The following is a 22,196-nucleotide window of genomic DNA, read 5'->3' as shown; positions in this document are numbered from 1 at the left end:
CCAAGTCGTGGATATCGTCTTCGCCGGCACCCCTGATGTCGCAGTACCCGCCCTCGAGGCCTTGGCCGTCTCGGACCACAGCATCCGTGCGGTGCTCACCCGACCCGATGCGCCCGTCGGACGGAAGAGAGTCCTCACCCCGTCACCGGTGAAGACCCGCGCTCTCGAACTCGGACTGCCCGTCATCGAAGCCGCTCGTCTGCGCGGAGACGTCATCTCCCAGCTGCGGGCACTCGATGTCGACGCCGTCGCCGTCGTCGCCTTCGGAGCCATCGCCGGACCCGCCGCACTGGACACGGCCCGCCTCGGCTGGTTCAACCTCCACTTCTCCCTGCTGCCGGCCCACCGCGGGGCCGCTCCCGTTCAGCGGGCACTCATCAACGGTGAGACCACCAGCGGAATCAGCGTGTTCCGCATCGATACCGGCATGGACACCGGGCCGGTGCTGCGCCGGTTGGAACTGCCGCTCGACCACGCGGACGTCGCCGAGGCTCTCGACGACTATGCCCACCGCGGGGCCCCCGAACTCGTCGCCGCCTTCGACGATCTCGCCGCCGGCACCGCCGCCCTGACACCGCAGACCGGTGAGTCCAGCCATGCCGAGAAGATCACCGTCACCGACGCCCACCTCGACCTGTCCGCATCCACGACCGAGGTCATCAACCGGGCCCGCGGGACCAGTCCCGCACCGGGACCGTGGGTGGAACTCGACGGCAAGAGGACGAAGCTCTTCGGACTCTCGCCTGCACCCGAGGTGACGGCCTCCGGCGCGATCGGCGAACTGACCACCTGGCAGCAGCAGCCGGTGCTCTGCTGCGGTGACGGGTGGGTCCGGGTCGAGCAGATCCAACCCTTCGGCAAGGCCCGGATGGCCACGGCCGACTTCCTGCGCGGTCGGCAAGACGTGACCTTCGACCCCTATACCGAGAGGCAGGCATAAGAGCCATGGCTGAGTCAGCAGGCAGAGACCGCCGTCGCGGCAGAGGCGATCGCGGCCGCCCACCTCAGAACCGCGGAGCACCGCAGGGCGAACGGATGGGTAAGAACCTGCCGCGGCGCATCGCCTGGGAAGTCCTCCTCGACGTGGCGACGAAGGACGCCTACGCGAACCTGCTGCTGCCGGCCAAGCTCTCCCGCACCCATATGGGCGCTCAGGACGCCGCCTTCACGACCGAACTCACCTACGGTGCCCTGCGCCGACAGAAGTTCTACGATGCGGTCATCGAAATCGCCTCATCCCGGACCGTCGACAAGATCGATCCCGAACCCCTGGCCGCGATGCGCCTCGGCGCCCACCAGCTGCTGTCGATGCGGGTGCCCAACCATGCGGCACTGTCCGAAACCGTGGCCGTGGTCAAACGGACGGCTGTGAAGACCGCCGGATTCGTCAACGCCGTGCTCCGCCGCATCTCGGAAGCCGAAGCCGACGTGTGGCTCGACCGTGTCACTGCCGAGGCTGACGAGACCACCCGACTGGCGATCGAACACTCCCACCCCGAATGGGTCGTCCGGGCACTGAACCAGGCGCTCAAGGGTCACGGCCGCGACGCCTCCGAGCTCGAAGCCCTGCTGGCAGCCGACAACGCGCCCGCAAAGGTCGGTGTGTCCGCCCTGCCCGGGCTCATCGACCGCAGCGAACTGCCGGGAGAGCCCACCCCGCTGTCACCGATCGGCGTCACCCTGGACACCGCGGTGCCCCGGGACGTGGCAGCCGTGGCCGACGGGCGTGCCCGCGTCCAGGACGAAGGATCGGCCCTCGTCGCCCTCGCCCTGGCCGAGGTCGACGCACCCACCGGAACCTGGGCCGACCTGTGCGCCGGACCCGGCGGCAAGGCCGCCGTCCTCGCAGCCAGAGCAGCCGGAGAATCGACAAACCTCGAAGCCTTCGACTCCAGCGAACACCGTGTCGACCTCGTCCGCGACTCCACCAAGGCGCTGACCAACGTCACCGCCGCCGTCCGCGACGGACGCGACGCCCGCGGACCCTACTCGAAGACCCTCGTCGACGTGCCCTGCTCCGGACTCGGTGCCCTGCGCCGCCGCCCCGAAGCCCGCTATCGCAGACGGCCCGAGGACATCACGGCGCTGACCGGGCTGCAGAGAGAACTGCTCGCCGCTGCCCTCGATGCCTGCGCGCCCGGGGGAGTGGTCGCCTACTCGACGTGCTCACCGCACTACGCCGAGACCGTGCTCATCGTCGACGAAGTGCTGCGCCTGCGCGCCAAGGCCGTGAGCGCTGACGTGGAGATCCTCGACACCCCGGCCGTGCTGTCGGCGATCACCGGCACCGAGGCGGAGTCGTTCGCCTCGGTGACCCGGGCGGGCGGGCGATACGCTCAGCTCTGGCCCCACGTCCACAACAGCGACGGAATGTTCCTGGCCCTCCTGCGAAAGGCGAAATGACCCATGTCGATCGACATCAACCCCTCCATCCTGTCCTCGGACTTCTCCGATCTGCGCGGTGAGCTGACGAAGATCAGCACCGCCGATATGGCCCATATCGACGTCATGGACAACCATTTCGTGCCGAACCTCACCTTCGGTCCGCCCGTCGTCGAACGCATCCAGGCGATCTCGCCGATCCCGCTCGACGCCCACCTCATGATCGCCGACGCCGATCGCAACGCTCCCGTGTACGCGGAGATCGGCTGTGCCTCGGTGACCTTCCACGCCGAGGCGGCCGCCGCCCCCGTCCGTCTCGCCCGGGAACTGCGCCGCCTCGGGGCCAAGGCCAGCCTCGCACTCAAACCGGCCACCCCGATCGAACCCTTCATCGACCTCCTCGGCGAATTCGATCAGATCCTCATCATGACCGTCGAACCCGGATTCGGCGGGCAGAAGTTCCTCGATGTGTGCCTGCCGAAGATCAGACGGACTCGTGAAGCGATCTCGGCTGCCGGACTCGAGATCCGGCTGCAGGTCGACGGGGGAGTCTCCGCGGCGACGATCGACCGCGTCGTCGATGCCGGCGCAGACGTCCTCGTGGCCGGCTCCGCCGTCTACGGCGCCGACGATGCCGCAGCGGCGATCAGCGAACTGCGCACCCTCGCCGCCGCACACGCCCACTGACCGATCCGGGCCGAATGCTGCTTGCGGCCCACACCTGAAGAGAGCCTGCGATGGACCTGTTCGACTGGTTGAACACCCCGGCATTCGAACTGCTGGGCAGACCCGTGCCGTACTCCGACCTGTTCGGCAACATCTGCGCGCTGGCCACGGTCGTCTTGGCGCTGCGGCGGAACATCCTGTCCTGGCCGGTGCAGATTCTCGGTTCCATCCTCCTGTTCTCCGCCAGCCTTTCCGCCGGCCTCGGCGGCAATGCCTCTCGGCAGGTCGTCATCATCGTCGCCGCGGTCTGGGGATGGACGCAGTGGAAGAAGTCCAAGGCCGCCGCCGGCGAAGTCCTCGTCCGCTGGGCGACCTGGAAGGAACGGGCGATCCTGATCGCGGCTCTCGTCATCGGCACCGGAGTCTTCGGCTGGGTCCTCGCCGCAGGCGGGTGGTCCTGGAACCCGTACCCCGACGCGTATATCTTCATCGGCTCGATCGTGGCCATGTATGCCCAGGGCCGAGCCATCGTCGAATTCTGGTTCGTCTGGCTCGCCGTCGACCTCGTCGGCATTCCGCTGGCGATCTCCGGCGGGCTCGTCTTCTCCGGAGCTGTGTACCTGTTCTTCCTCGTCATGGTCATCCTCGGACTCGTCGACTGGTCGAAGCGCTCCCGCCAGACGATCTCGGCACCCCATCGTCCGGCCACCGACATCGGCCGCGATCCCGAGGACTGAGCGCAGGCGGCCGCGGGGCACTCGGCTGCCAGCCTGGCGCGTTTTGGAACGTGAGACCCCGAGCGCTGCGGCGAATGCGGATGCATTAGGCTGGAGAAGTGAAGACCTTTGATTCTCTCTACGCCGAACTCCAGCAGAAGTCCCTCGATCGCCCCACCGGTTCGAAGACCGTGGCCGAACTCGACGCCGGAGTCCATGCGATCGGCAAGAAGGTCGTGGAAGAGGCCGCCGAAGTGTGGATGGCCGCCGAATACGAGACCAAGGACGAGCTCGCCGAGGAGATCTCGCAGCTGCTCTACCATGTGCAGGTGATGATGATCGCCAAGGGACTGACCCTCGACGACGTCAACACCCACCTCTGAGACCTTCCCACGAATCCGACCGACCCGACGCCATCGAACTCCAAGGGACCCCATGCTGCGTGTAGCCGTGCCCAACAAGGGCGCACTGTCCGAAGCCGCCTCCGACATGCTCAGCGAGGCCGGATACTCCACTCGACGCGGAACCAAGACACTGGTCCATCAGGACGAGGTCAACGGAGTCGAATTCTTCTACCTGCGTCCCCGCGACATCGCCATCTACGTCGGCTCCGGCATCCTCGACGCCGGAATCACCGGCCGTGACCTGCTGCTCGAGTCACAGGCCGAAGCCGATGAGGTGCTCGGGCTCGGGTTCGGTGCCTCGCGCTTCTTCTACGCCGGCACCACCGGCTCCTTCACCTCGCCCGACCAGCTGGCCGGTGCCCGCATCGCCACGAGCTTCCCGAATCTCGTGGATGCCGATCTGCAGCGACGCGGCATCGCCGCAACGACCGTGCAGCTCGACGGAGCGATCGAGGTCTCCATCCAGCTCGGAGTCGCCGACGCCATCGCCGATGTCGTCGAGACCGGCTCCACACTGCGCGCCGCGGGACTCGAAACCTTCGGCGAGCCGCTCCTCGAATCCGAGGGTGTGCTCATCCAGCGCGACGGCGCCGAATCCCGCATCGGCGTGCTCAAACGCCGCCTCGAATCGGTCATGGTCGCCCGCCAGTACGTGCTCGTCGACTACAACATCGAACAGCGCCTGGTTCCCGAGGCGATCTCGCTGACCCCGGGGCTCGAATCCCCGACCGTGTCTCCGCTGCAGGAGACCGGGTGGGTCGCCGTGCGCGTCATGGTCGAAGCGAAGGAAGTCAACAACGTCATGGACCGACTCTACGGAGTCGGGGCGCGTGCGATTCTGGTGACGAACATTGGCGCCTGCCGAATCTGATCTTGCCGTGTTCCGGCCCCGACAGGTGCGCATCATCAGCATCGTCGGTGCCGTTGCTGTGACCGCGGGGTTCGCGGTCCTGTCCGTGGCGCTGTTCGTCGTGGACTGGGAACCGTGGACAGTGCTCGACATGGTATGGATGAACCTGCTGGGCATTCTCTTCGGAGCTGCCCTGCTGCGCATCTCCGATATTCAGGCTCGGCCCACCGAGGAGGGCCTGGTGGTCAAGAACATGGTGCGCACTCGTCGACTCGACTGGGGACAGATCCTCGGTGTGACGTTCTCACCCGAGGGCGATGACCCGTGGCCCCTGTTGGATCTCACCGACGGCACCACCTGTGCGGTGATGGCGATCCAGCATGCAGACGGTCGCCGCGCCCATGCGGATGTCGCACGATTGCGTATGCTCATCAACAGACGCACCCACTTCAAGGAGGACTAGGAATGGCGAACGAGACACCCGAGACCGCGGCGGGACCCCTGACCGGATATACCGTCGTCGACCTCTCCCGAGCACTCGCCGGCCCTCATGCGGGAATGATGTTCGGCGACCTCGGTGCGCGTGTCATCAAGGTCGAGAACCCCGGCAAGGGCGACGATTCGCGGTCCTGGGGTCCTCCCTTCGTCGGACCTGCGGACAACCCTCAGGCCACCTACTTCTTCTCATGCAACCGCAACAAGGAATCCATCGCCCTCGACCTCAAATCCGAGACAGGCAACGACACCCTGACCGGACTCATCGCACGCGCCGATGTGCTCATCGAGAACTTCCGCTCCGGAGTCCTCGACCGACTCGGCTTCTCCACCGCCCGCTGCATGGAGATCAACCCGCGCCTGGTCATCCTCTCCATCACCGGCTTCGGCCATGACGGCCCCGAAGCCTCCCGTGCCGGCTACGACCAGATCGCCCAGGGCGAAGCGGGCCTGATGTCGCTGACCGGCTCGGGGCCCGATGATATGCAGCGCGTGGGTGTGCCGATCGCCGACCTGCTCGCCGGAATCTACGGCTCGTACGGCGTGCTGGCGGCTCTGCTCGAACGCGAACGCACCGGAAAGGGCAAGGTCGTGCGCACCTCGCTCATCGCCGGAATGGTCGGCGTCCACGCCTTCCAGGGAACCCGTGCCACGGTGGCCGGTCAGGAACCGCAGCCGGGCGGCAACCACCACCCGTCGCTGTCGCCCTACGGACTCTTCACCTGCCGCGACGGCGCCGTGCAGATCTCCGTGGGCAACGAGAACCTGTGGCAGAGGTTCTGTGCGGCCTTCGACATCGATCCCGCCACCGAGGGCATGGCCGTCAACTCCGAGCGCGTGGAGAACCGCCCCGCAGTCATCGAACTCATCGAGGACCGCTTCTCCGCCTACGACGCCGCCGATCTGCTGCACAGACTCACCGAGGCGGGAATCCCGTCCGGCACGGTGCGCACCCTGCCCGAGGTCTACCAGTGGGATCAGGCACTCAGCCAGGGACTCAAGGTCTCCGTCGACCACCCGGTGCTCGGCGACATCGACCTGCCCGGACCGCCGCTGCGCTTCTTCGACGCCGATGCCTCCGGTGAGGTTGAGACCACCCGCACCGCTCACGACGCCCCGCCGCTGCTCGACGAAGACGCGGAATCCATCGTGGCGTGGCTCGCCGACCGAAACTGAGGGGGAGACCTCATGTCGCGTCTCAACGCCTTCGAACTCGTCGACATCGTCCTCGACGAAGGCTCCTTCCTGTCCTGGGACTCCGCCCCCATCCGACCCGCCGGCGGGATCTCGGCCGCTTACTCGGCTGAACTCGATGCCGCTGCGCAGAAGTCGGGCGTCGACGAATCCATCATCTCCGGTGAAGGCACCATCGACGGCCGCCGAGTGGCCGTGATCGCCGGCGAATTCCGGTTCCTCGCCGGCTCGATCGGCGTGGCCGCGGCCGAACGCCTCGTCGACGCGATCGAACGCGCGACCCTCGAAGGGCTGCCGCTGCTGGCCGGCCCCGCCTCGGGCGGCACCCGCATGCAGGAGGGCACGATCGCCTTCCTGTCGATGGTGAAGATCACCAACGCCGTCATCGCCCACCGCAAGGCCGGACTGCCCTACCTCGTCTACCTGCGCCATCCGACCACAGGCGGCGTCTTCGCCTCCTGGGGATCGCTGGGGCATGTCACCGTGGCTGAGCCCGGATCCCTCATCGGATTCCTCGGCCCCCGAGTGTTTGAGGCGATCTACGGGGAGACGTTCCCGGAGAACGTGCAGACCGGGGAGAACCTGCACAAGATGGGCATCGTCGACGCCGTCATCGGTCCCGAACGCATCGCCGGCACCGTCTCCCGCGTCCTCGATGTGCTCATGGGCGCCCAGGAGGTCCCGCGCCAGGTGCCGAATCCGGACACGGCCCCGGCGACCGTCGACCCGAACTCCGATGCCTGGGCCGCGATCACCAGCTCGCGCCGTCCCGAGCGGCCCGGAGTCCGTGACCTGCTGCGGACCGCCGCGAACACCGTGCTGCCGCTCAACGGCACCGGCGAGGGCGAGAAGGATCCCGGACTGCTGCTGGCGCTGGCGAAGTTCGGTTCCGCACCGTGCATCGTCCTCGGCCAGGACCGGTTCCGGCAGGACTCCCGGGCCCCCATGGGACCGGCGGCTCTCCGTGAGGCCAGACGCGGAATGCGTCTGGCAGCGGAACTGCGCCTGCCGCTCGTCACCGTCATCGACACCCCTGGTGCGGCCCTGTCGAAGGAAGCCGAAGAGGGCGGAATCGCCGGTGAGATCGCCCGCAGCCTCGCCGACCTCGCGAACCTCGACGCCCCCTCCGTCTCGCTCATCCTCGGTGAGGGCTCCGGAGGCGGCGCACTGGCACTCATCCCCACCGACCGGGTGCTCAGCGCCGAGAACGGCTGGCTCTCGCCGCTGCCGCCCGAAGGCGCCTCGGCGATCGTGCACCGCACCACCGAGAGAGCCGCCGAAATGGCTCAGAACCAAGGTGTGCACGCCCCCATGCTGCAGGCCAACGGAGTCGTCGACCGGATCATCGCCGAACACCCCGACGCCAGCGACGAGCCGTTGGACTTCGTCGCCCGGGTCGGTGAGACACTCGAATACGAACTTATCTCGCTCATGCGCGAACCATCGGCCAGACGCCTGGCCCGCCGGATGGATCGCTATCGGGGCCTGGGAATCTAGGAGGACTGCGTGGTAGCTGTCAGAGTCATCCCCTGTCTGGACGTCGACGGCGGACGCGTCGTCAAGGGAGTGAAGTTCGCCGACCTCAAGGACGCCGGCGACCCCGTCGAACTCGCCCGCCGCTACGGCGAATCCGGAGCCGACGAACTCACCTTCCTCGACGTCACCGCCAGCAGCGGAGACCGGGAGACCGTCCACGACGTCGTCCGCGCCTGCGCCGAAGAGGTCTTCATCCCGCTGACCGTCGGCGGCGGAATCCGCAGCGTCGCCGACGTCGATCGTCTGCTGCGCGACGGAGCCGACAAGGTCTCGGTCAACACCTCGGCGGTCGAGAACCCGGAGCTCATCAGCGAGATCTCCCGACACTTCGGCAACCAGGTCCTCGTCCTCTCTCTCGACGCGCGCCGCGCACAGGGGGCGAGCACGGAATCCGGGTTCGAAGTCACCACCCGCGGCGGTCGTCAGGGCACGGGCCGCTGCGCGATCGACTGGGTCCGGGAAGCCGCCGACCGCGGGGTCGGCGAGATCCTGCTCAACTCCATCGACGCCGACGGCACACGTGAGGGGTTCGACCTCGAACTCATCAGCGCCGTCCGCGCCGCCGTCGACGTGCCGCTCATCGCCTCGGGCGGAGCCGGCAGGGTCGAACACTTCGCCCCGGCGGTGGAAGCAGGAGCCGATGCGCTGCTGGCCGCCAGCGTCTTCCACTTCGGCACACTGAGCATCGCCGAGGTCAAGGACGCACTGCGTGCGCAGGGAATCGACGTCCGATGAGCAGCGATATCGACGCCACCCCGGGCAACTGGCGGGAGATCATCACGCTCAATGACGACGGGCTCATCCCGGTCATCGTCCAAGAGGCGACGAGCCGAGAGGTGCTCATGCTCGCATGGATGGACATCGAAGCCGTCTGCCGCACACTGGACACGAAGCGGGCCACCTATTGGTCACGCTCCCGTCGAGAATACTGGGTGAAGGGGGAGACCTCGGGCCATGTCCAGCATGTCCGCTCGCTCGGCCTCGACTGCGATGCCGACGCTCTGCTCATGCTCGTCGACCAGACCGGGCCCGCCTGCCATACGAACACCCCGACCTGCTTCACCGGAAGGACCATCAGTGTCGACTGAACCAGCGGCGAACCCGACCGACCTGCCGATCCGCCCCAGCCTCGACCAGTTCCGGGCCCTCGGCGCGGACCATCGGCTGGTGCCGGTCCACACCCAGGTGCTCGCGGACTCGGAGACCCCGCTGAGTCTCTACCGCAAACTCACCGACGGCGGACCGGGAAGCTTCCTGTTCGAATCCGCGGTCGCCGGGTCCTGGGCGAGATACTCCTTCATCGGATCGGCACCCGTGGCCACCCTCATCTCCACCGAGGACGGATTCCACTGGACCGGCACTCCGCCGGTGGGCATCCCCACCGACGGCGACGTCCTCGACGCGGTCACCGCCACCCTCGACCTCCTGGCCGTGGCCGAAGCGGAATCGGAGCTGCCGCCGATGGTCTCGAGCTTCGTCGGCTACTTCGGGTGGGACATCGTGCGCCGCTTCGAGCGGCTCGGCCCGCCGCGACCCAACGAACACCACCTGCCGACCGTGCAGCTGATGATCCCCGGCGATATCGCCGTCTTCGACCACTATTCGGGAATGGTCACCCTCGTGGCCAACGTGTTCAACGTCAACGGCGCCGATACCGGCATCGACGACGCCTACGCCTCCGGAGTCGAACGCATCGCCGAGATGTGCGACCGCCTCCGGCAGCCCAGCCCGGCCGATGTCCTCCGCCCCCGGAAAGCCGATCCCGAGGTGGTCACCCGCACCCAGCCGCAGGTGTACCTTGACGGTGTGGAGACGGCGAAGCAGAAGATCGTCGACGGCGAGATCTTCCAGGTCGTCGTCGGTCAGCGCTTCGACACCCCGTGCGACGCCGACGCGCTGAGCGTCTACCGGATGCTTCGGCATGCGAACCCGAGCCCCTTCATGTACCTGCTCAACCTCCACGACGACGGAGGTGAGCCGGTGAGCATCATCGGCTCCTCACCAGAGGCACTCGTCACCGTCCGGTCCGGAGAGGTCATCACCCACCCGATCGCCGGTTCGCGCCCCCGCGGCACCACTCCGGAAGCCGATGACTCCCTGGCCCGGGAGCTCTTGGCCGATGAGAAGGAGCGAGCCGAGCACCTCATGCTCGTCGACCTCGCCCGCAATGACCTGGCGAAGGTCTGCGCGGCCGGCACCATCGACGTCAGCGAGTTCATGGACATCGTCCGCTACAGCCACATCATGCACATCAGCTCGACCGTGCGGGGCGAACTCGAACCCGGAACCACCGCCATCGACGTCCTGCGGGCGACTTTCCCAGCCGGGACGCTCTCGGGTGCGCCCAAACCCCGGGCGCTGCAGATCATCGACGAACTCGAACCCGTCGGTCGCGGAATCTACGGGGGAGTGGTCGGCTACATGTCCTTCACCGGTGATCTCGACCTCGCCATCGCCATCCGCACGGGAGTGCTCCGCGACGGCACGATGAGCGTCTACGCCGGAGGCGGGCTCGTCGCCGACTCCGTGCCGGAGACCGAATACCAGGAATCGGAGAACAAGGCCGCGGCAGTGCTGCGTGCCGCCGCCGCTGCCGATGCGCTGGATTCGACGGAAGGAAGCCGGAGGTGAGGCCATGACGAAATCACGCGGAGTCCTCATCGTCCTCGTCATCGCCGCCGCCATGTGGGCGCTGACGATCTCCGCCTGGCAGGCCGGCGCCGGCGGCGACACACTCGGACCCACCGGTGTGGCGAAGGTCACCGAGGATGCGAGCTCGCAGTCCTCGCCCGTGGCCAACGCCTGTGTGGCGATCATCGCGGTCTCGGGACTGCTCGCCGCGATGCTCGGGCGGATCGGACGCTTCGTCGTGCTCGGTCTGGCCGGGATCGCCGGCATCGGCTACGGGATCACGGCCCTGAGCGCAGCCTCGGCGCCGGGAGCGACTTCCTGGGCGATCATCGCGGCAGTGGCCGCGGGCATCGGCGTCATCGGCATCATCTGGGTCGCCGTCGCCTCGAACGGGTGGACGAACTCCAACCGGTACGCCCGCACCGCCGAATCCGCCGGAGGGGAGTTCGATTCGGCCGCGACCTGGGACGCCCTGTCCCGCGGGGACGACGTCGAGGACGCCCCCGACGATGAAGAGCCGAACGGTCCCGATGCCGAGCGGGATTCGAAATGACCTTGTGACCGGGTCGGTGTCCGGTCAGCAGACGAAGCGTGACACAATGGAGGAAAGATTCCACACGCGTGTCACGCACTCACACTAAGGAGCGCCATGTCGCAGTCCATCGCCCGCAACGGGGCCGCAGATCTCGACAAATCCACGATCGACTACGCAGCGATCGCCGATCCCGGTCACGGCAACTCGGTGGCGGGATGGACCGGAGTCATCATCATGCTCATCGGCGTGAGCGTCGGCTGTGTGGGCTTCACGATCCACAACCCCACGATCACCTACATCGCCATCGGCATCGTCGCCCTCGGCGTCGTCGTCGGACTGATCCTGCGTGCCGTCGGGCTGGGCAACAAGCCGAAGAAGAAATGACGGTTCTGGGCGACATCATCTCCGGTGTGCGGGACGACCTGCAGGCACGCCGGAGAGCGGTTCCGCTGAGCGAGATCACTGCTCTGGCCGCGGCCGCCGAGCCCGTCCGCCGCTTCGACCTGTCTGCCGACTTCGGCGTCATCGCCGAGGTCAAACGGAAATCGCCCTCCCGTGGGGACCTCGCCCGGATTCCCGACCCGGGCACCCTCGCGGGTCTCTACGCCGCCGGCGGAGCCCGGGCCATCAGCGTGCTCACCGAGGCCCGCCGCTTCAACGGCAGCCTCGCCGACCTCGACTCCGTGCGGGCAGCCGTGGACATCCCGGTCCTGCGCAAGGACTTCATGGTCGACGAATACCAGTTCCACGAGGCCCGTGCCCACGGTGCCGATATCGTGCTGCTCATCGTCGCGGCCCTCGACCCCATCCAGCTGGGCGACTTCCATGCCCTGGCCACGGAGCTGGGGATGACCGCGCTCGTCGAGACCCACAACCGCGAAGAGCTGGAGATCGCTGCCGCGCTCGGTGCCGAACTCATCGGCGTCAACACCCGCAACCTCAAGGATCTCAGCGTCGACACCGACCGGTTCGCGCCTCTGGCCGATCTCGCCCCTGACGGATGCACCCTCGTCGCGGAGTCCGGTGTCGCCGGTGCCGCCGAGGTGACGAAGTACGCGGATGCCGGCGCCGACCTCGTGCTCGTGGGCGAAGCTCTCGTCACCGGCGGTCGCCCGCAGGCCGCGGTCGAGGAGTACACCGCGCTCGGCCGGGAACGCCGCTCCCTGTCCGCATCCTGAACCCGCCCCCGTCGGCTGCCGGAAGTGGCCGACGATGGGCCGATACCGTACCCATCCGGTCGTCGGGCGCAGCGGGGCCCTCCGCCCCGCCCGACGACACCACGAGGAGATCGAGAAGGACCGCAATGACCGATTTGAGCCAGGAGACAGGACCGTACTTCGGCGAGTTCGGAGGCAGGTTCATCGCCGAAGCGCTGATCCCGGCGCTCGACGAGATCGAAGAGACCTGGCGCAAATCCCAGGTGGACCCGGCCTTCACCGACGAACTGCTCACCCTGCAGCGCAACTACATCGGCCGTCCCTCTCTGCTCACCGAGGCCACACGCTTCGCCGAGCACTGCGGTGGGGCACGCGTGTTCCTCAAACGCGAAGACCTCAACCACACGGGCAGCCATAAGATCAACAACGCACTGGCTCAGGCGCTGCTGGCGAAGCGGATGGGCAAGACCCGTCTCATCGCCGAGACCGGAGCCGGTCAGCACGGAGTCGCCACGGCAACAGCGGCGGCCCTGCTCGACATGTCCTGTGTGGTCTACATGGGTGAGGAGGACACTCAGCGTCAGGCCCTCAACGTCGCGCGCATGCGTCTGCTCGGCGCCACGGTCAACGCCGTGACCAACGGCACGCGCACGCTCAAGGACGCGATGAATGAAGCCCTGCGCGACTGGGTGGCCAACGTCGACGACACCCACTACGTCATCGGCACGGTCGCCGGCCCCCACCCGTTCCCGGCGATGGTCCGCTCATTCCAGAAGGTCATCGGCATCGAAGCGCGCGAGCAGATCCAGGAGCTGACCGGCCGTCTGCCCGACGCCGTCTGCGCCTGCGTGGGCGGCGGATCGAACGCGATGGGACTCTTCGCCGCATTCCTCTCCGATGCCGACGTGAGGATCTACGGCTTCGAAGCCGGCGGCGAAGGGGTCGACTCCGGCCATCACGCAGCCCGATTCTCCGGGGGACGCCCGGGCGTCCTCCACGGCTCGGCCACCTACATCCTTCAGGACTCCGATGGACAGACCCAGGCCTCCCATTCGGTCTCCGCCGGCCTCGACTACCCGTCGGTCGGTCCCGAACACTCCCACCTCCATGACACCGGTCGGGTGACATACGAGCCCGTCGTCGACGAAGAGGCGATGGAGGCGATGCGTCTGCTCTCCCGCACCGAAGGCATCATCCCCGCCATCGAATCGGCTCACGCTCTGGCCGGAGCCATCCGCATCGGTCGTGAGCTCGGTCCCGAAGCGGTCCTGCTGGTCAATCTCTCCGGCCGCGGCGACAAGGACATGACGACCGCCGCGAAATGGTTCGACTACATCGACGAAGGAGCGGTGCAGGTATGACGCACTCAGGCCCACGCACAGGAACCACCCTCGACGCCGTCGCCGAGGCGGGCCGCAAGGCCGCGCTCATCGCCTACCTGCCGGTCGGCTTCCCCACGGTGGCGGGATCGACCGAGGCCATGGTCGAACTCGTCCGCAACGGCGTCGACATCATCGAGGTCGGAATGCCCTACTCCGATCCCGGAATGGACGGACCCGTCATTCAGCGTGCCGGTGAGGCTGCCTTGGACAACGGGGTGCGCACCACGGATATCTTCACCGCAGTCGAAGCCATCGCTGAGGCCGGCGGCACCGCCGTCGTCATGAGCTACTGGAACATCGTGCTCCAATACGGCATAGACAGCTTCGCCCGCGATCTCGCCTCGGCCGGCGGGGGCGGCATCGTCACCCCCGACCTCATCCCCGATGAGGCCGGACCGTGGCTGGCAGCCTCGGAGACGCACGGCCTCGACCGCATCTTCCTCGCCGCACCCTCATCGACGCCCGAGCGCCTGGCCCGCATCGTCGAGCACAGCTCCGGTTTCGTCTACGCCGCCTCGACCATGGGCGTCACCGGCGTCCGCTCCGAAGTCGACAACCATGCCCGCGACCTCGTCGCCCGGCTGAAAGAAGCCGGAGCCGAACGCGCCTGCGTCGGCCTCGGCGTGTCGAATCGCGACCAGGCGGCCGAGGTCGCCGAATACGCCGACGGCGTCATCGTCGGTTCCGCCCTCGTCCGGGCACTGGGCTCCGAGGGAGTGGCCGGAGTCGGTCGCCTCGCCGCCGAGCTCGCAGAAGGGTGTGCATGAGCTTCAGCCCGGCATGGGCCGTCTTCACCCTCCTCGGCGTCGGACTCGCCCTGTGGATGACAGCCATCCAATGGCGCACCCGCGGCGGCCACAAGGGAGACCTGTGGGCCATCACGGTCGTCGGTCTGCCTGCGGCGATCATCGGCGGACGCCTCGGACATCTGCTCTCGGCGGCGGACACCTATTTCGGCCCGGCCGGCAGCCCGTTGCGGGCATTGGCCCTCTGGGACGGGGGATTCAGCTTCTGGGGAGCCACCATCCTCGGCTTCGTCTCCGTCTGGGTGCTCACCCGCTTCCAGGGCATCAGGTTCCGACCGCTGCTCGACTCGGTCGCACCGGGACTCATCCTCGGCCACGTCGCCGGTGCCTTCAGCGACTGGTTCGACGGTCGCCTCGAACTGGTCACGGTCCTCACCGAATCGGCGTGGAACCTCATCGCCTGCGTTGTGCTCATCATCGTCTCCAAGCGCCTCCGGCTCGGCTACGGCCAGGTCTTCGCCCTCTACCTGTGCCTGTTCGGCCTCGGCCGCATCCTGCTCGAAGCCCTGCGCGTCGGCAGCCCGGCCGCCGAGGATGCACGGCTCCTCCTGGGACTGCCGTTCAACGTGTGGACGGCCGTCCTCGCCCTGCTCATCGGTCTCTGCTGGCTCGTCGTCTCCCGTCTGCGCCACCGCACCCATGAGACCGGCGTCTACGCGCACGGATCTCGCACCCTGCTGCGTCGCCACCGCCGTGGGAAGCACACCTTCGGGATCAATGCACCCAATATCGCCGAGGCGGCCGAGACCTCCGGAGCTCCGCTGCCATCCGTGGCGCGGGTGGCCGACCCCGATGACCGCGCGAGCGCGGACGTGCCCGTCGCCGCGACTGACACCGAGGCTGACGACTCGGAGATCGAGCGCGAATCAGACATCGATCTCAGCGGTCGCCACAGCTTCGGTTTCTTCGGAGCCGTGACCTCGGCGATCTCGATCGTGCCCGATGTGCGCGGAAAGTCGGCGCCCGCCTCCCACGAAGAGAACCCGCGAACGTCCAACAAATGAGACGAATTGGTTCGCTGTTCGTTCCTTTCTCTGCTTTTTCTGAAATTGCACATGGTGTAAGTTAGGACTCCGGCTGTGAGAGTGATCTCACAGCCGGGTTCGGAAACGCTGTTTTTCGGACTCGTCCACACCGCAAGGGACAGCGCCGTCTTTTCGGGAAGCACTCAACACCGAGAAGGCAGGATATGAACCACAGCGCTCAGTCGACCCCCAAGACCACGGCCCCGCCTGGCCGCATCGGTCTCTACGATCCGGCGCTCGAACACGACAACTGCGGCCTCGCCCTCATCGTCCGCTACCGCGGATCTGCCGACCACGAGGTCGTCGAACAGGCCCTGACCGCTCTGCGCAAGCTCGAGCACCGAGGCGGCATCGGTTCGGACGAGGGCACCGGCGACGGTGCGGGCATCACTCTCCAGGTGCCCCATGACTACTTCGCCGAGGTGCTCGCCGCCGACGGCATCGACCTGCCCGAGCCTGGCGCGTACGCCGTGGGCATCGGATTCTTCGCCCAGGACTACGGGCGCGATCTCAAGGCCGCAACCCCGCCGCTGTCGGAGAACGTGTCCCCGGACTTAGGCGCCGGCGCCGCGGCCGGCGACGAAACCCAGGACAACCTCGTCGCCCGGATCGCCGCCGAGGAGGGCCTGCGCGTGCACGCGGTGCGGGATGTGCCCCACGATGACAGTGTGCTCGGCGACATCGCCCGATCGACCATGCCTCGGATGTGCCAGGTCTTCCTCGCTTGCGACGAGCGCTACCCGGCCCGTGACGACGCGGACCTCACCCGTCGCGCCTACATCGTGCGCAAGCGCCTCGACCACGCGGGCATCTACTTTCCCTCGCTGTCCCCGGCGACCATCACCTATAAGGGGATGCTCTCGACCGGTCAGCTCTCTTCGTTCTACACCGAACTCCGCGACGAGCGGCTGACGTCGCGGATCGCGCTGGTCCACTCGCGCTTCTCGACGAACACCTTCCCGTCGTGGCAGCTCGCCCAGCCATTCGGCACGATCGCTCACAACGGCGAGATCAACACCGTGCGCGGCAACCGCAACTGGATGCAGGCCAGGGAATCGAAGCTCGCCTCCGAACTCCTCGTCTCTCCCGTGCCCGAGACCTCGCGCAGCCTCGACCGGCTGTGCCCGATCGTGCCGCCCGGTGCTTCCGACTCGGCGTCGTTCAATGCCGTCGTCGAGCTCATGGTCGCCTCCGGACGATCGCTGCCGCAGGCGATGCTGATGATGATCCCCGAGGCCTGGGAGAACAATCCGGGCATGGGCGAGGAGCGTCGGGCCTTCTACGAATATCATTCGCTGCTCATGGAGCCCTGGGACGGTCCCGCCTGTGTGGCCTTCACCGACGGCCGGCTCGCCGGCGCCGTCCTCGACCGCAACGGTCTGCGCCCGGCCCGGTACGTGATGACCGAGGACACGGTGGTGCTCGCCAGCGAGGTCGGAGTCGTCGATCTGCCCGAGTCCGAGGTCGTCGCCCGCGGCCGCCTCACCCCGGGCCGCATGTTCCTCGTCGACACCGAGTCCGAGCGCATCATCTCCGACACGGAGATCAAGAACCAGCTCGCCACCGACCACCCCTATTCCGACTGGGTGGACAGCTGCTCGAAGCGATTGAAGGATCTGCCCACCCGCGTCCACGTCACTCACCCGCAGTCCTCGGTCAGGCGCCGCCAGCGCACCTTCGGCTACACCGAGGAGGAGCTGCGAATCCTCATCTCGCCGATGGCCGAGACCGGGGCCGAACCACTGGGTGCGATGGGCACGGACACCGCGATCGCAGCGCTCAGCCAGCGACCTCGCCTGCTCTTCGACTATTTCCACCAGAACTTCGCTCAGGTGACGAATCCGCCGCTCGACTCGATCCGCGAGGACATCGTGACGAGCATGGCTGCCGGGATCGGCCGAGAGGGCAATCTGCTCGAGTTCTCGAAGCCCGACTCCGCGCACATCCTGCTCGACCAGCCGGTCATCGACAACGACGAGCTCACGGCGATCGCGCACGTCAAGGGCAGCCACCTCGGCGTGGAGAACGCACACCCCTCCGTGATCCTCTCCGGCCTCTACTCGGTCAACGGGGGAGACGACGCGATGGCCGAGCGTCTTGAGGCGCTGTGCGCCGAGGCGAGCGCGGCGATCGAGGCCGGCGCCGTGTTCATCATCCTCTCCGACCGGGACTCGACGGCCGATCTCGCTCCGATCCCGTCGCTGCTGCTCACCTCGGCGCTGCACCACCACCTCGTCCGCGAACGCTCGCGGACGAGGGTGAGCATCATCGTCGAGGCCGGCGACGTCCGCGAGGTCCACCACGTCGCGACCCTCGTGTCCTTCGGGGCGTCCGCGGTCAATCCGTACCTCGTCATGGAATCCGCCGAGGCGCTCGTCCGCTCGGACCGGATCCGGGGAATCAGCGAAGAGGCCGCAGTTGCCAACGTGCTCACCGCGCTCAACAAGGGACTGCTCAAGATCATGTCGAAGATGGGCATCTCGACCGTGCAGTCCTACCACGGGGCGCAGACCTTCGAGGCTCTGGGACTGTCCGAGGCATTCATCGACAAGTACTTCACCTCGACTCCGCACCAGCTCGGCGGCAGGGGCATCAGGGAGATCACGGCGGAGACGAGTGCTCGCCACGGGGACTCCTACCGCGATGATCACCCCCGCCCCTCGCACCGGAACCTCAACGTCGGCGGGGAGTACCAGTGGCGTCGCGAAGGGCCGGAGCATCTGTTCAACCCGGAGACGATCTTTAAGCTCCAGCACTCCACCTCCACGGGACGCTTCGACATCTTCGGCCAGTACACGGCACAGATCAACGAACAGTCGCGCGAGCTCATGACGCTGCGCGGTCTCTTCGACCTCGTTCCACGCGAATCGGGCCCGATCGACATCTCCGAGGTCGAACCTGCCGAAGAGATCATGAAGCGGTTCTCGACCGGAGCGATGAGCTACGGTTCGCTGTCCCAGGAGGCCCACGAGACCCTGGCGATCGCGATGAACCGGATCGGCGGCAAGTCGAACACGGGCGAAGGCGGCGAGGACACCGAGCGGCTCATCGACCCCGAGCGCCGTTCGGCGATCAAGCAGATCGCCTCGGGGCGCTTCGGCGTCACGAGCCACTACCTCACCGAGGCCGACGACCTGCAGATCAAGATGGCGCAGGGAGCCAAGCCCGGCGAGGGCGGGCAGCTGCCCGGGACGAAGGTCTACCCGTGGATCGCGAAGACTCGCCACGCGACTCCGGGCGTCGGGCTGATCTCGCCTCCGCCGCACCATGACATCTACTCGATCGAGGACTTGGCCCAGCTCATCCACGACCTCGGCCGCGCCAACGCCAAGGCCCGGGTCCACGTCAAACTCGTGTCCGCGATCGGTGTGGGCACGGTGGCTGCCGGAGTGGCGAAAGCCGGTGCCGACGTGGTCCTCATCTCCGGGCACGACGGCGGAACCGGAGCGAGTCCGCTCAATTCGCTCAAGCACGCGGGCACTCCCTGGGAGCTCGGCCTCGCCGAGGCCCAGCAGACCCTCGTGCTCAACGGTCTGCGCGAGAAGGTCAGCGTGCAGGTCGACGGTCAGCTCAAGACCGGCCGGGATGTCATCATCGCAGCCCTGCTCGGCGCGGAGGAGTTCGGGTTCGCGACCACGGCCCTCGTCGTCTCCGGCTGCATCATGATGCGCGTGTGCCACAAGGACACATGCCCGGTGGGTGTGGCGACCCAGAACCCGAAGCTGCGCGAGCGCTTCCACGGTCAGGCCGATCACGTCGTCAACTTCTTCACCTTCATCGCCGAGGAGGTCCGCGCCTACCTGGCGGCGCTCGGCCTGCGCAGCCTCGATGAGGCCATAGGCGCGGTCGAGCGGCTGAGAATCGACGAGGAGCGGGCGGCCGCAACGGGGCTCGACCTCGATCTCGCCTCGATCCTCAAGGTCCCAGTCGACCTCCACGGCAGCTCCGACGTCGCACGCAAATGCGGTGAACCCGTCGACCGCGACTTCGCCGACGAGCTCGACCTCCGCCTGCTCGAGCAGGCCCGAGACGCCATCTCTCAGGGCACGGAGACGACGATCACCTCGGCGATCGAGAACACCGACCGCTCGGCGGGCACCCTGCTCGGCCATCACGTCACTCTCGCCCACGGGCAAGCGGGCCTGCCGGAGCACACGATCCGGCTCGAGCTGCGCGGAACTGCCGGACAGTCCCTCGGCGCCTACCTGCCGCAGGGGGTCAGCATCGAACTCCACGGTGATGCGAACGACTATGTCGGCAAGGGCCTGTCCGGAGGAATCGTCAGCGTTCGGCCGCATGCTGAGAACCCCACCCGACCCGAACACAACGTCATCGCCGGCAATGTGCTCGGCTACGGGGCGACGGCTGGCAAGCTGTTCGTCTCGGGACAGGTGGGGGAGCGGTTCCTCGTCCGCAACTCCGGCGCCGAGGCGGTCGTCGAGGGCATCGGCGACCACGGCCTCGAGTACATGACTGGAGGTGTGGCCGTCATCCTCGGCGGCATCGGCCGGAACTTCGCCGCAGGCATGTCCGGCGGCACCGCCTATGTGCTCGACTTCAATCCGGCCCGACTCAATCCGAAGGAGCGGGCGGCCGGCGTCTTCCGCTTCACCGGTGTCGGCGTGGACGATATGGAGATCCTCGAGCGGCTGCTGCGTGAGCATGTCGAATGGACTGCCTCACCGCTGGCCGGCGAGCTCCTCGACGGACTGCGCCGAGGACAGGACGTCCTCTCCCGCTTCACGAAGATCATCCCCGTCGCCTACGCGACGGTCAAAGACATCCAGGACGAGTTCGTCGCGGCCGGCAAGGCCGTCGACTCGGACGAGGCCTGGCACACGATTCTGGAGGCCACCAATGGCTGATCCGCACGGATTCCTCACCGTCGAACACCGGGAGCTGCCGAAGCGGCGCCCCGTCCCGATCCGTCTCATGGACTACAAGGAGGTCTACGAGGCGGGTGATCCCGAGCAGCTGCGACGGCAGGCATCACGCTGCATGGACTGTGGCATCCCCTTCTGCCATCAGGGCTGCCCGCTGGGCAACCTCATCCCGGAATTCAACGACGCGATGTACCGCGGCGAGCTCCCGCGCGCCGTCGAACTGCTCCACGCGACGAACAACTTCCCGGAGTTCACCGGGCGTGCCTGTCCGGCCCCGTGCGAGAACGCCTGCGTCCTCGGCATCAACCAGCCGGCAGTGACGATCAAACAGGTCGAGGTCACGATCGTCGATCAGGGCTTCGAGGCCGGTCTCATCCAGCCGATCATCCCCGAGCGGATCACGGGCCACACGGTCGCCGTGATCGGATCCGGTCCCACCGGGCTGGCCGCGGCCCAGCAGCTGACCCGAGCCGGGCATACGGTCGTCGTCTACGAACGCGCCGACCGCCTCGGCGGACTTCTGCGCTACGGCATCCCGGACTTCAAGCTGGAGAAGCACCACATCGATCGTCGACTTGATCAGATGCGTGCGGAGGGCACCCGCTTCAAGACCTCGGTCGAGGTCGGACGCGATGTCACGCTCGAATCCCTGCGTTCGAGCTTCGATGCCGTCATCGTGTGCACGGGTGCGACGGTTCCGCGCGACATGCCGATCCCCGGCCGCGATCTCGACGGGGTCGAATTCGCCATGGACTACCTCGTGCCCTCGAATCGGGATCAGGCGGGCGATCATCGCGGACCCGAGGCCGACTCGTCGGCGTTCATCGATGCCGCGGGCAAACACGTCATCATCATCGGCGGCGGGGACACGGGCGCCGACTGCCTGGGCACGGCCCTGCGCCAGAAGGCGGCCTCTGTGACGACGCTGGCGATCGGCGCCCAGCCGCCCGCCGAACGCAGTGAGAGCGATCCGTGGCCGACCGTTCCTCGCGTCTTCGAAGTCCAGTCCTCGCACGAGGAGGGCGGAACGCGGAAGTACCTCGCCTCGACCACGCGCTTCGTCGGCGACGACACCGGCCGCGTGAGCGGGATCGAGGTCACCGAGACCCAGTTCGTCGACGGCCGCCGGATTCCGACACCGGGCACCGAACACGTCCTCGAGGCCGATCTCGTGCTGCTGGCGCTGGGATTCTCCGGACCGGAGTCGGAATCGTTCGGTCTCGACGTCGCCGAGACCGGAGCCTTCACCCGTGATGACTCCTACGCTTCGGAGACCCCCGGAGTCTTCGTCGCCGGCGATGCCGGACGCGGACAGTCGCTCATCGTGTGGGGCATCGCCGAGGGGCGCGCCGCGGCCGCCGAAGTCGACCGGTTCCTCACCGGGTCGACGAGGCTGCCGGCACCCGTGCAGCCCACCGACGAAGGGTTCAAATGCTAAGATAGTTCATGTCAGACACTGAGAAAGGGTGGTGGGTGCGGCACAGTGAAGTGCCGCACCCGCACCGCCCGTGACCAGCGAAGAGCGGTGGAAACC

The 22,196-nt window shown here is 67.4% G+C and carries 20 protein-coding genes; all 20 read left to right on the top strand.

Annotated elements, in window-relative coordinates; genetic code table 11:
- The first annotated feature begins 7 nt into the window (after nt 1–7).
- The 20 genes from fmt (at nt 8) to QYM46_RS09880 (ending at nt 22,100) form a co-directional block, all read left to right on the top strand.
- Complete coding sequence (gene fmt / locus QYM46_RS09975) at nt 8–940, top strand: methionyl-tRNA formyltransferase (RefSeq protein WP_432788825.1); 933 nt, start codon at nt 8–10, stop codon at nt 938–940.
- 5 nt (nt 941–945) lie between these two features.
- Entirely contained in the window at nt 946–2,403 is a 1,458-nt protein-coding gene (locus QYM46_RS09970) for an RsmB/NOP family class I SAM-dependent RNA methyltransferase (RefSeq protein ID WP_169252356.1), read from the top strand.
- Nucleotides 2,404–2,406: 3 nt separating this feature from the next.
- Nucleotides 2,407–3,069, top strand: a complete 663-nt coding sequence (gene rpe / locus QYM46_RS09965) for a ribulose-phosphate 3-epimerase (protein ID WP_169252355.1) — start codon at nt 2,407–2,409, stop codon at nt 3,067–3,069.
- Between the two features lie 50 nt (nt 3,070–3,119).
- Nucleotides 3,120–3,785 carry a nicotinamide mononucleotide transporter family protein gene (locus tag QYM46_RS09960; protein ID WP_432788824.1) on the top strand — a complete coding sequence of 222 codons (666 nt, stop codon included), beginning with the start codon at nt 3,120–3,122 and terminating at the stop codon, nt 3,783–3,785.
- A 98-nt stretch (nt 3,786–3,883) separates the two neighbouring features.
- The gene (locus tag QYM46_RS09955; protein WP_025777815.1) at nt 3,884–4,147 is read left to right on the top strand and encodes a phosphoribosyl-ATP diphosphatase; all 264 of its coding nucleotides are present in this window, start codon (nt 3,884–3,886) and stop codon (nt 4,145–4,147) included.
- Nucleotides 4,148–4,199: 52 nt separating this feature from the next.
- Nucleotides 4,200–5,039, top strand: a complete 840-nt coding sequence (gene hisG, locus QYM46_RS09950; protein ID WP_025777814.1) for an ATP phosphoribosyltransferase — start codon at nt 4,200–4,202, stop codon at nt 5,037–5,039.
- A gap of 7 nt (nt 5,040–5,046) precedes the next feature.
- Nucleotides 5,047–5,481, top strand: a complete 435-nt coding sequence (locus QYM46_RS09945) for a PH domain-containing protein (protein ID WP_231488506.1) — start codon at nt 5,047–5,049, stop codon at nt 5,479–5,481.
- A gap of 2 nt (nt 5,482–5,483) precedes the next feature.
- Complete coding sequence (locus QYM46_RS09940; RefSeq protein WP_432788823.1) at nt 5,484–6,689, top strand: CaiB/BaiF CoA transferase family protein; 1,206 nt, start codon at nt 5,484–5,486, stop codon at nt 6,687–6,689.
- Between the two features lie 12 nt (nt 6,690–6,701).
- On the top strand, nt 6,702–8,204 hold the full coding sequence (locus QYM46_RS09935; RefSeq protein ID WP_432788822.1) for a carboxyl transferase domain-containing protein: 1,503 nt from the start codon (nt 6,702–6,704) through the stop codon (nt 8,202–8,204).
- A gap of 9 nt (nt 8,205–8,213) precedes the next feature.
- The gene (gene hisF / locus QYM46_RS09930; protein ID WP_432788821.1) at nt 8,214–8,978 is read left to right on the top strand and encodes an imidazole glycerol phosphate synthase subunit HisF; all 765 of its coding nucleotides are present in this window, start codon (nt 8,214–8,216) and stop codon (nt 8,976–8,978) included.
- Complete coding sequence (hisI, locus tag QYM46_RS09925; protein ID WP_432788820.1) at nt 8,975–9,331, top strand: phosphoribosyl-AMP cyclohydrolase; 357 nt, start codon at nt 8,975–8,977, stop codon at nt 9,329–9,331. The genes hisF and hisI overlap by 4 nt, the downstream gene beginning before the upstream one ends.
- Nucleotides 9,321–10,874: an anthranilate synthase component I gene (gene trpE, locus QYM46_RS09920; RefSeq protein ID WP_432788819.1), complete on the top strand. Its 1,554-nt coding sequence runs from the start codon at nt 9,321–9,323 to the stop codon at nt 10,872–10,874. Before hisI ends, trpE begins: the two co-directional genes overlap by 11 nt.
- Nucleotides 10,875–10,878: 4 nt before the next feature.
- Nucleotides 10,879–11,427, top strand: coding sequence for a Trp biosynthesis-associated membrane protein (locus QYM46_RS09915; RefSeq protein WP_432788818.1), 549 nt, complete (start codon nt 10,879–10,881; stop codon nt 11,425–11,427).
- Nucleotides 11,428–11,523: 96 nt separating this feature from the next.
- The gene (locus tag QYM46_RS09910; protein WP_101553490.1) at nt 11,524–11,793 is read left to right on the top strand and encodes an HGxxPAAW family protein; all 270 of its coding nucleotides are present in this window, start codon (nt 11,524–11,526) and stop codon (nt 11,791–11,793) included.
- Nucleotides 11,790–12,587, top strand: a complete 798-nt coding sequence (trpC, locus tag QYM46_RS09905) for an indole-3-glycerol phosphate synthase TrpC (protein ID WP_432788817.1) — start codon at nt 11,790–11,792, stop codon at nt 12,585–12,587. Before QYM46_RS09910 ends, trpC begins: the two co-directional genes overlap by 4 nt.
- A gap of 125 nt (nt 12,588–12,712) precedes the next feature.
- Entirely contained in the window at nt 12,713–13,927 is a 1,215-nt protein-coding gene (gene trpB, locus QYM46_RS09900; protein WP_169252346.1) for a tryptophan synthase subunit beta, read from the top strand.
- A complete protein-coding gene (gene trpA, locus QYM46_RS09895; protein WP_432788816.1) occupies nt 13,924–14,715 on the top strand; it encodes a tryptophan synthase subunit alpha in 792 nt (263 codons plus the stop codon). Before trpB ends, trpA begins: the two co-directional genes overlap by 4 nt.
- Nucleotides 14,712–15,758 (top strand): prolipoprotein diacylglyceryl transferase, encoded by a 1,047-nt coding sequence (locus QYM46_RS09890; protein ID WP_169252344.1) that lies wholly within the window; start codon nt 14,712–14,714, stop codon nt 15,756–15,758. Before trpA ends, QYM46_RS09890 begins: the two co-directional genes overlap by 4 nt.
- 185 nt (nt 15,759–15,943) lie before the next feature.
- Nucleotides 15,944–20,644 carry a glutamate synthase large subunit gene (gene gltB / locus QYM46_RS09885; protein WP_432788815.1) on the top strand — a complete coding sequence of 1,567 codons (4,701 nt, stop codon included), beginning with the start codon at nt 15,944–15,946 and terminating at the stop codon, nt 20,642–20,644.
- A complete protein-coding gene (locus QYM46_RS09880) occupies nt 20,637–22,100 on the top strand; it encodes a glutamate synthase subunit beta (RefSeq protein WP_432788814.1) in 1,464 nt (487 codons plus the stop codon). The genes gltB and QYM46_RS09880 overlap by 8 nt, the downstream gene beginning before the upstream one ends.
- Nucleotides 22,101–22,196: the final 96 nt, after the last annotated feature.

The sequence above is a fragment of the Brevibacterium sp. K11IcPPYGO002 genome, assembly GCF_050920635.1.
Classification (GTDB): domain Bacteria; phylum Actinomycetota; class Actinomycetes; order Actinomycetales; family Brevibacteriaceae; genus Brevibacterium.
Note: the sequence above shows the minus strand (reverse complement) of the source record. Positions and strands in the feature narration are given on the sequence as shown.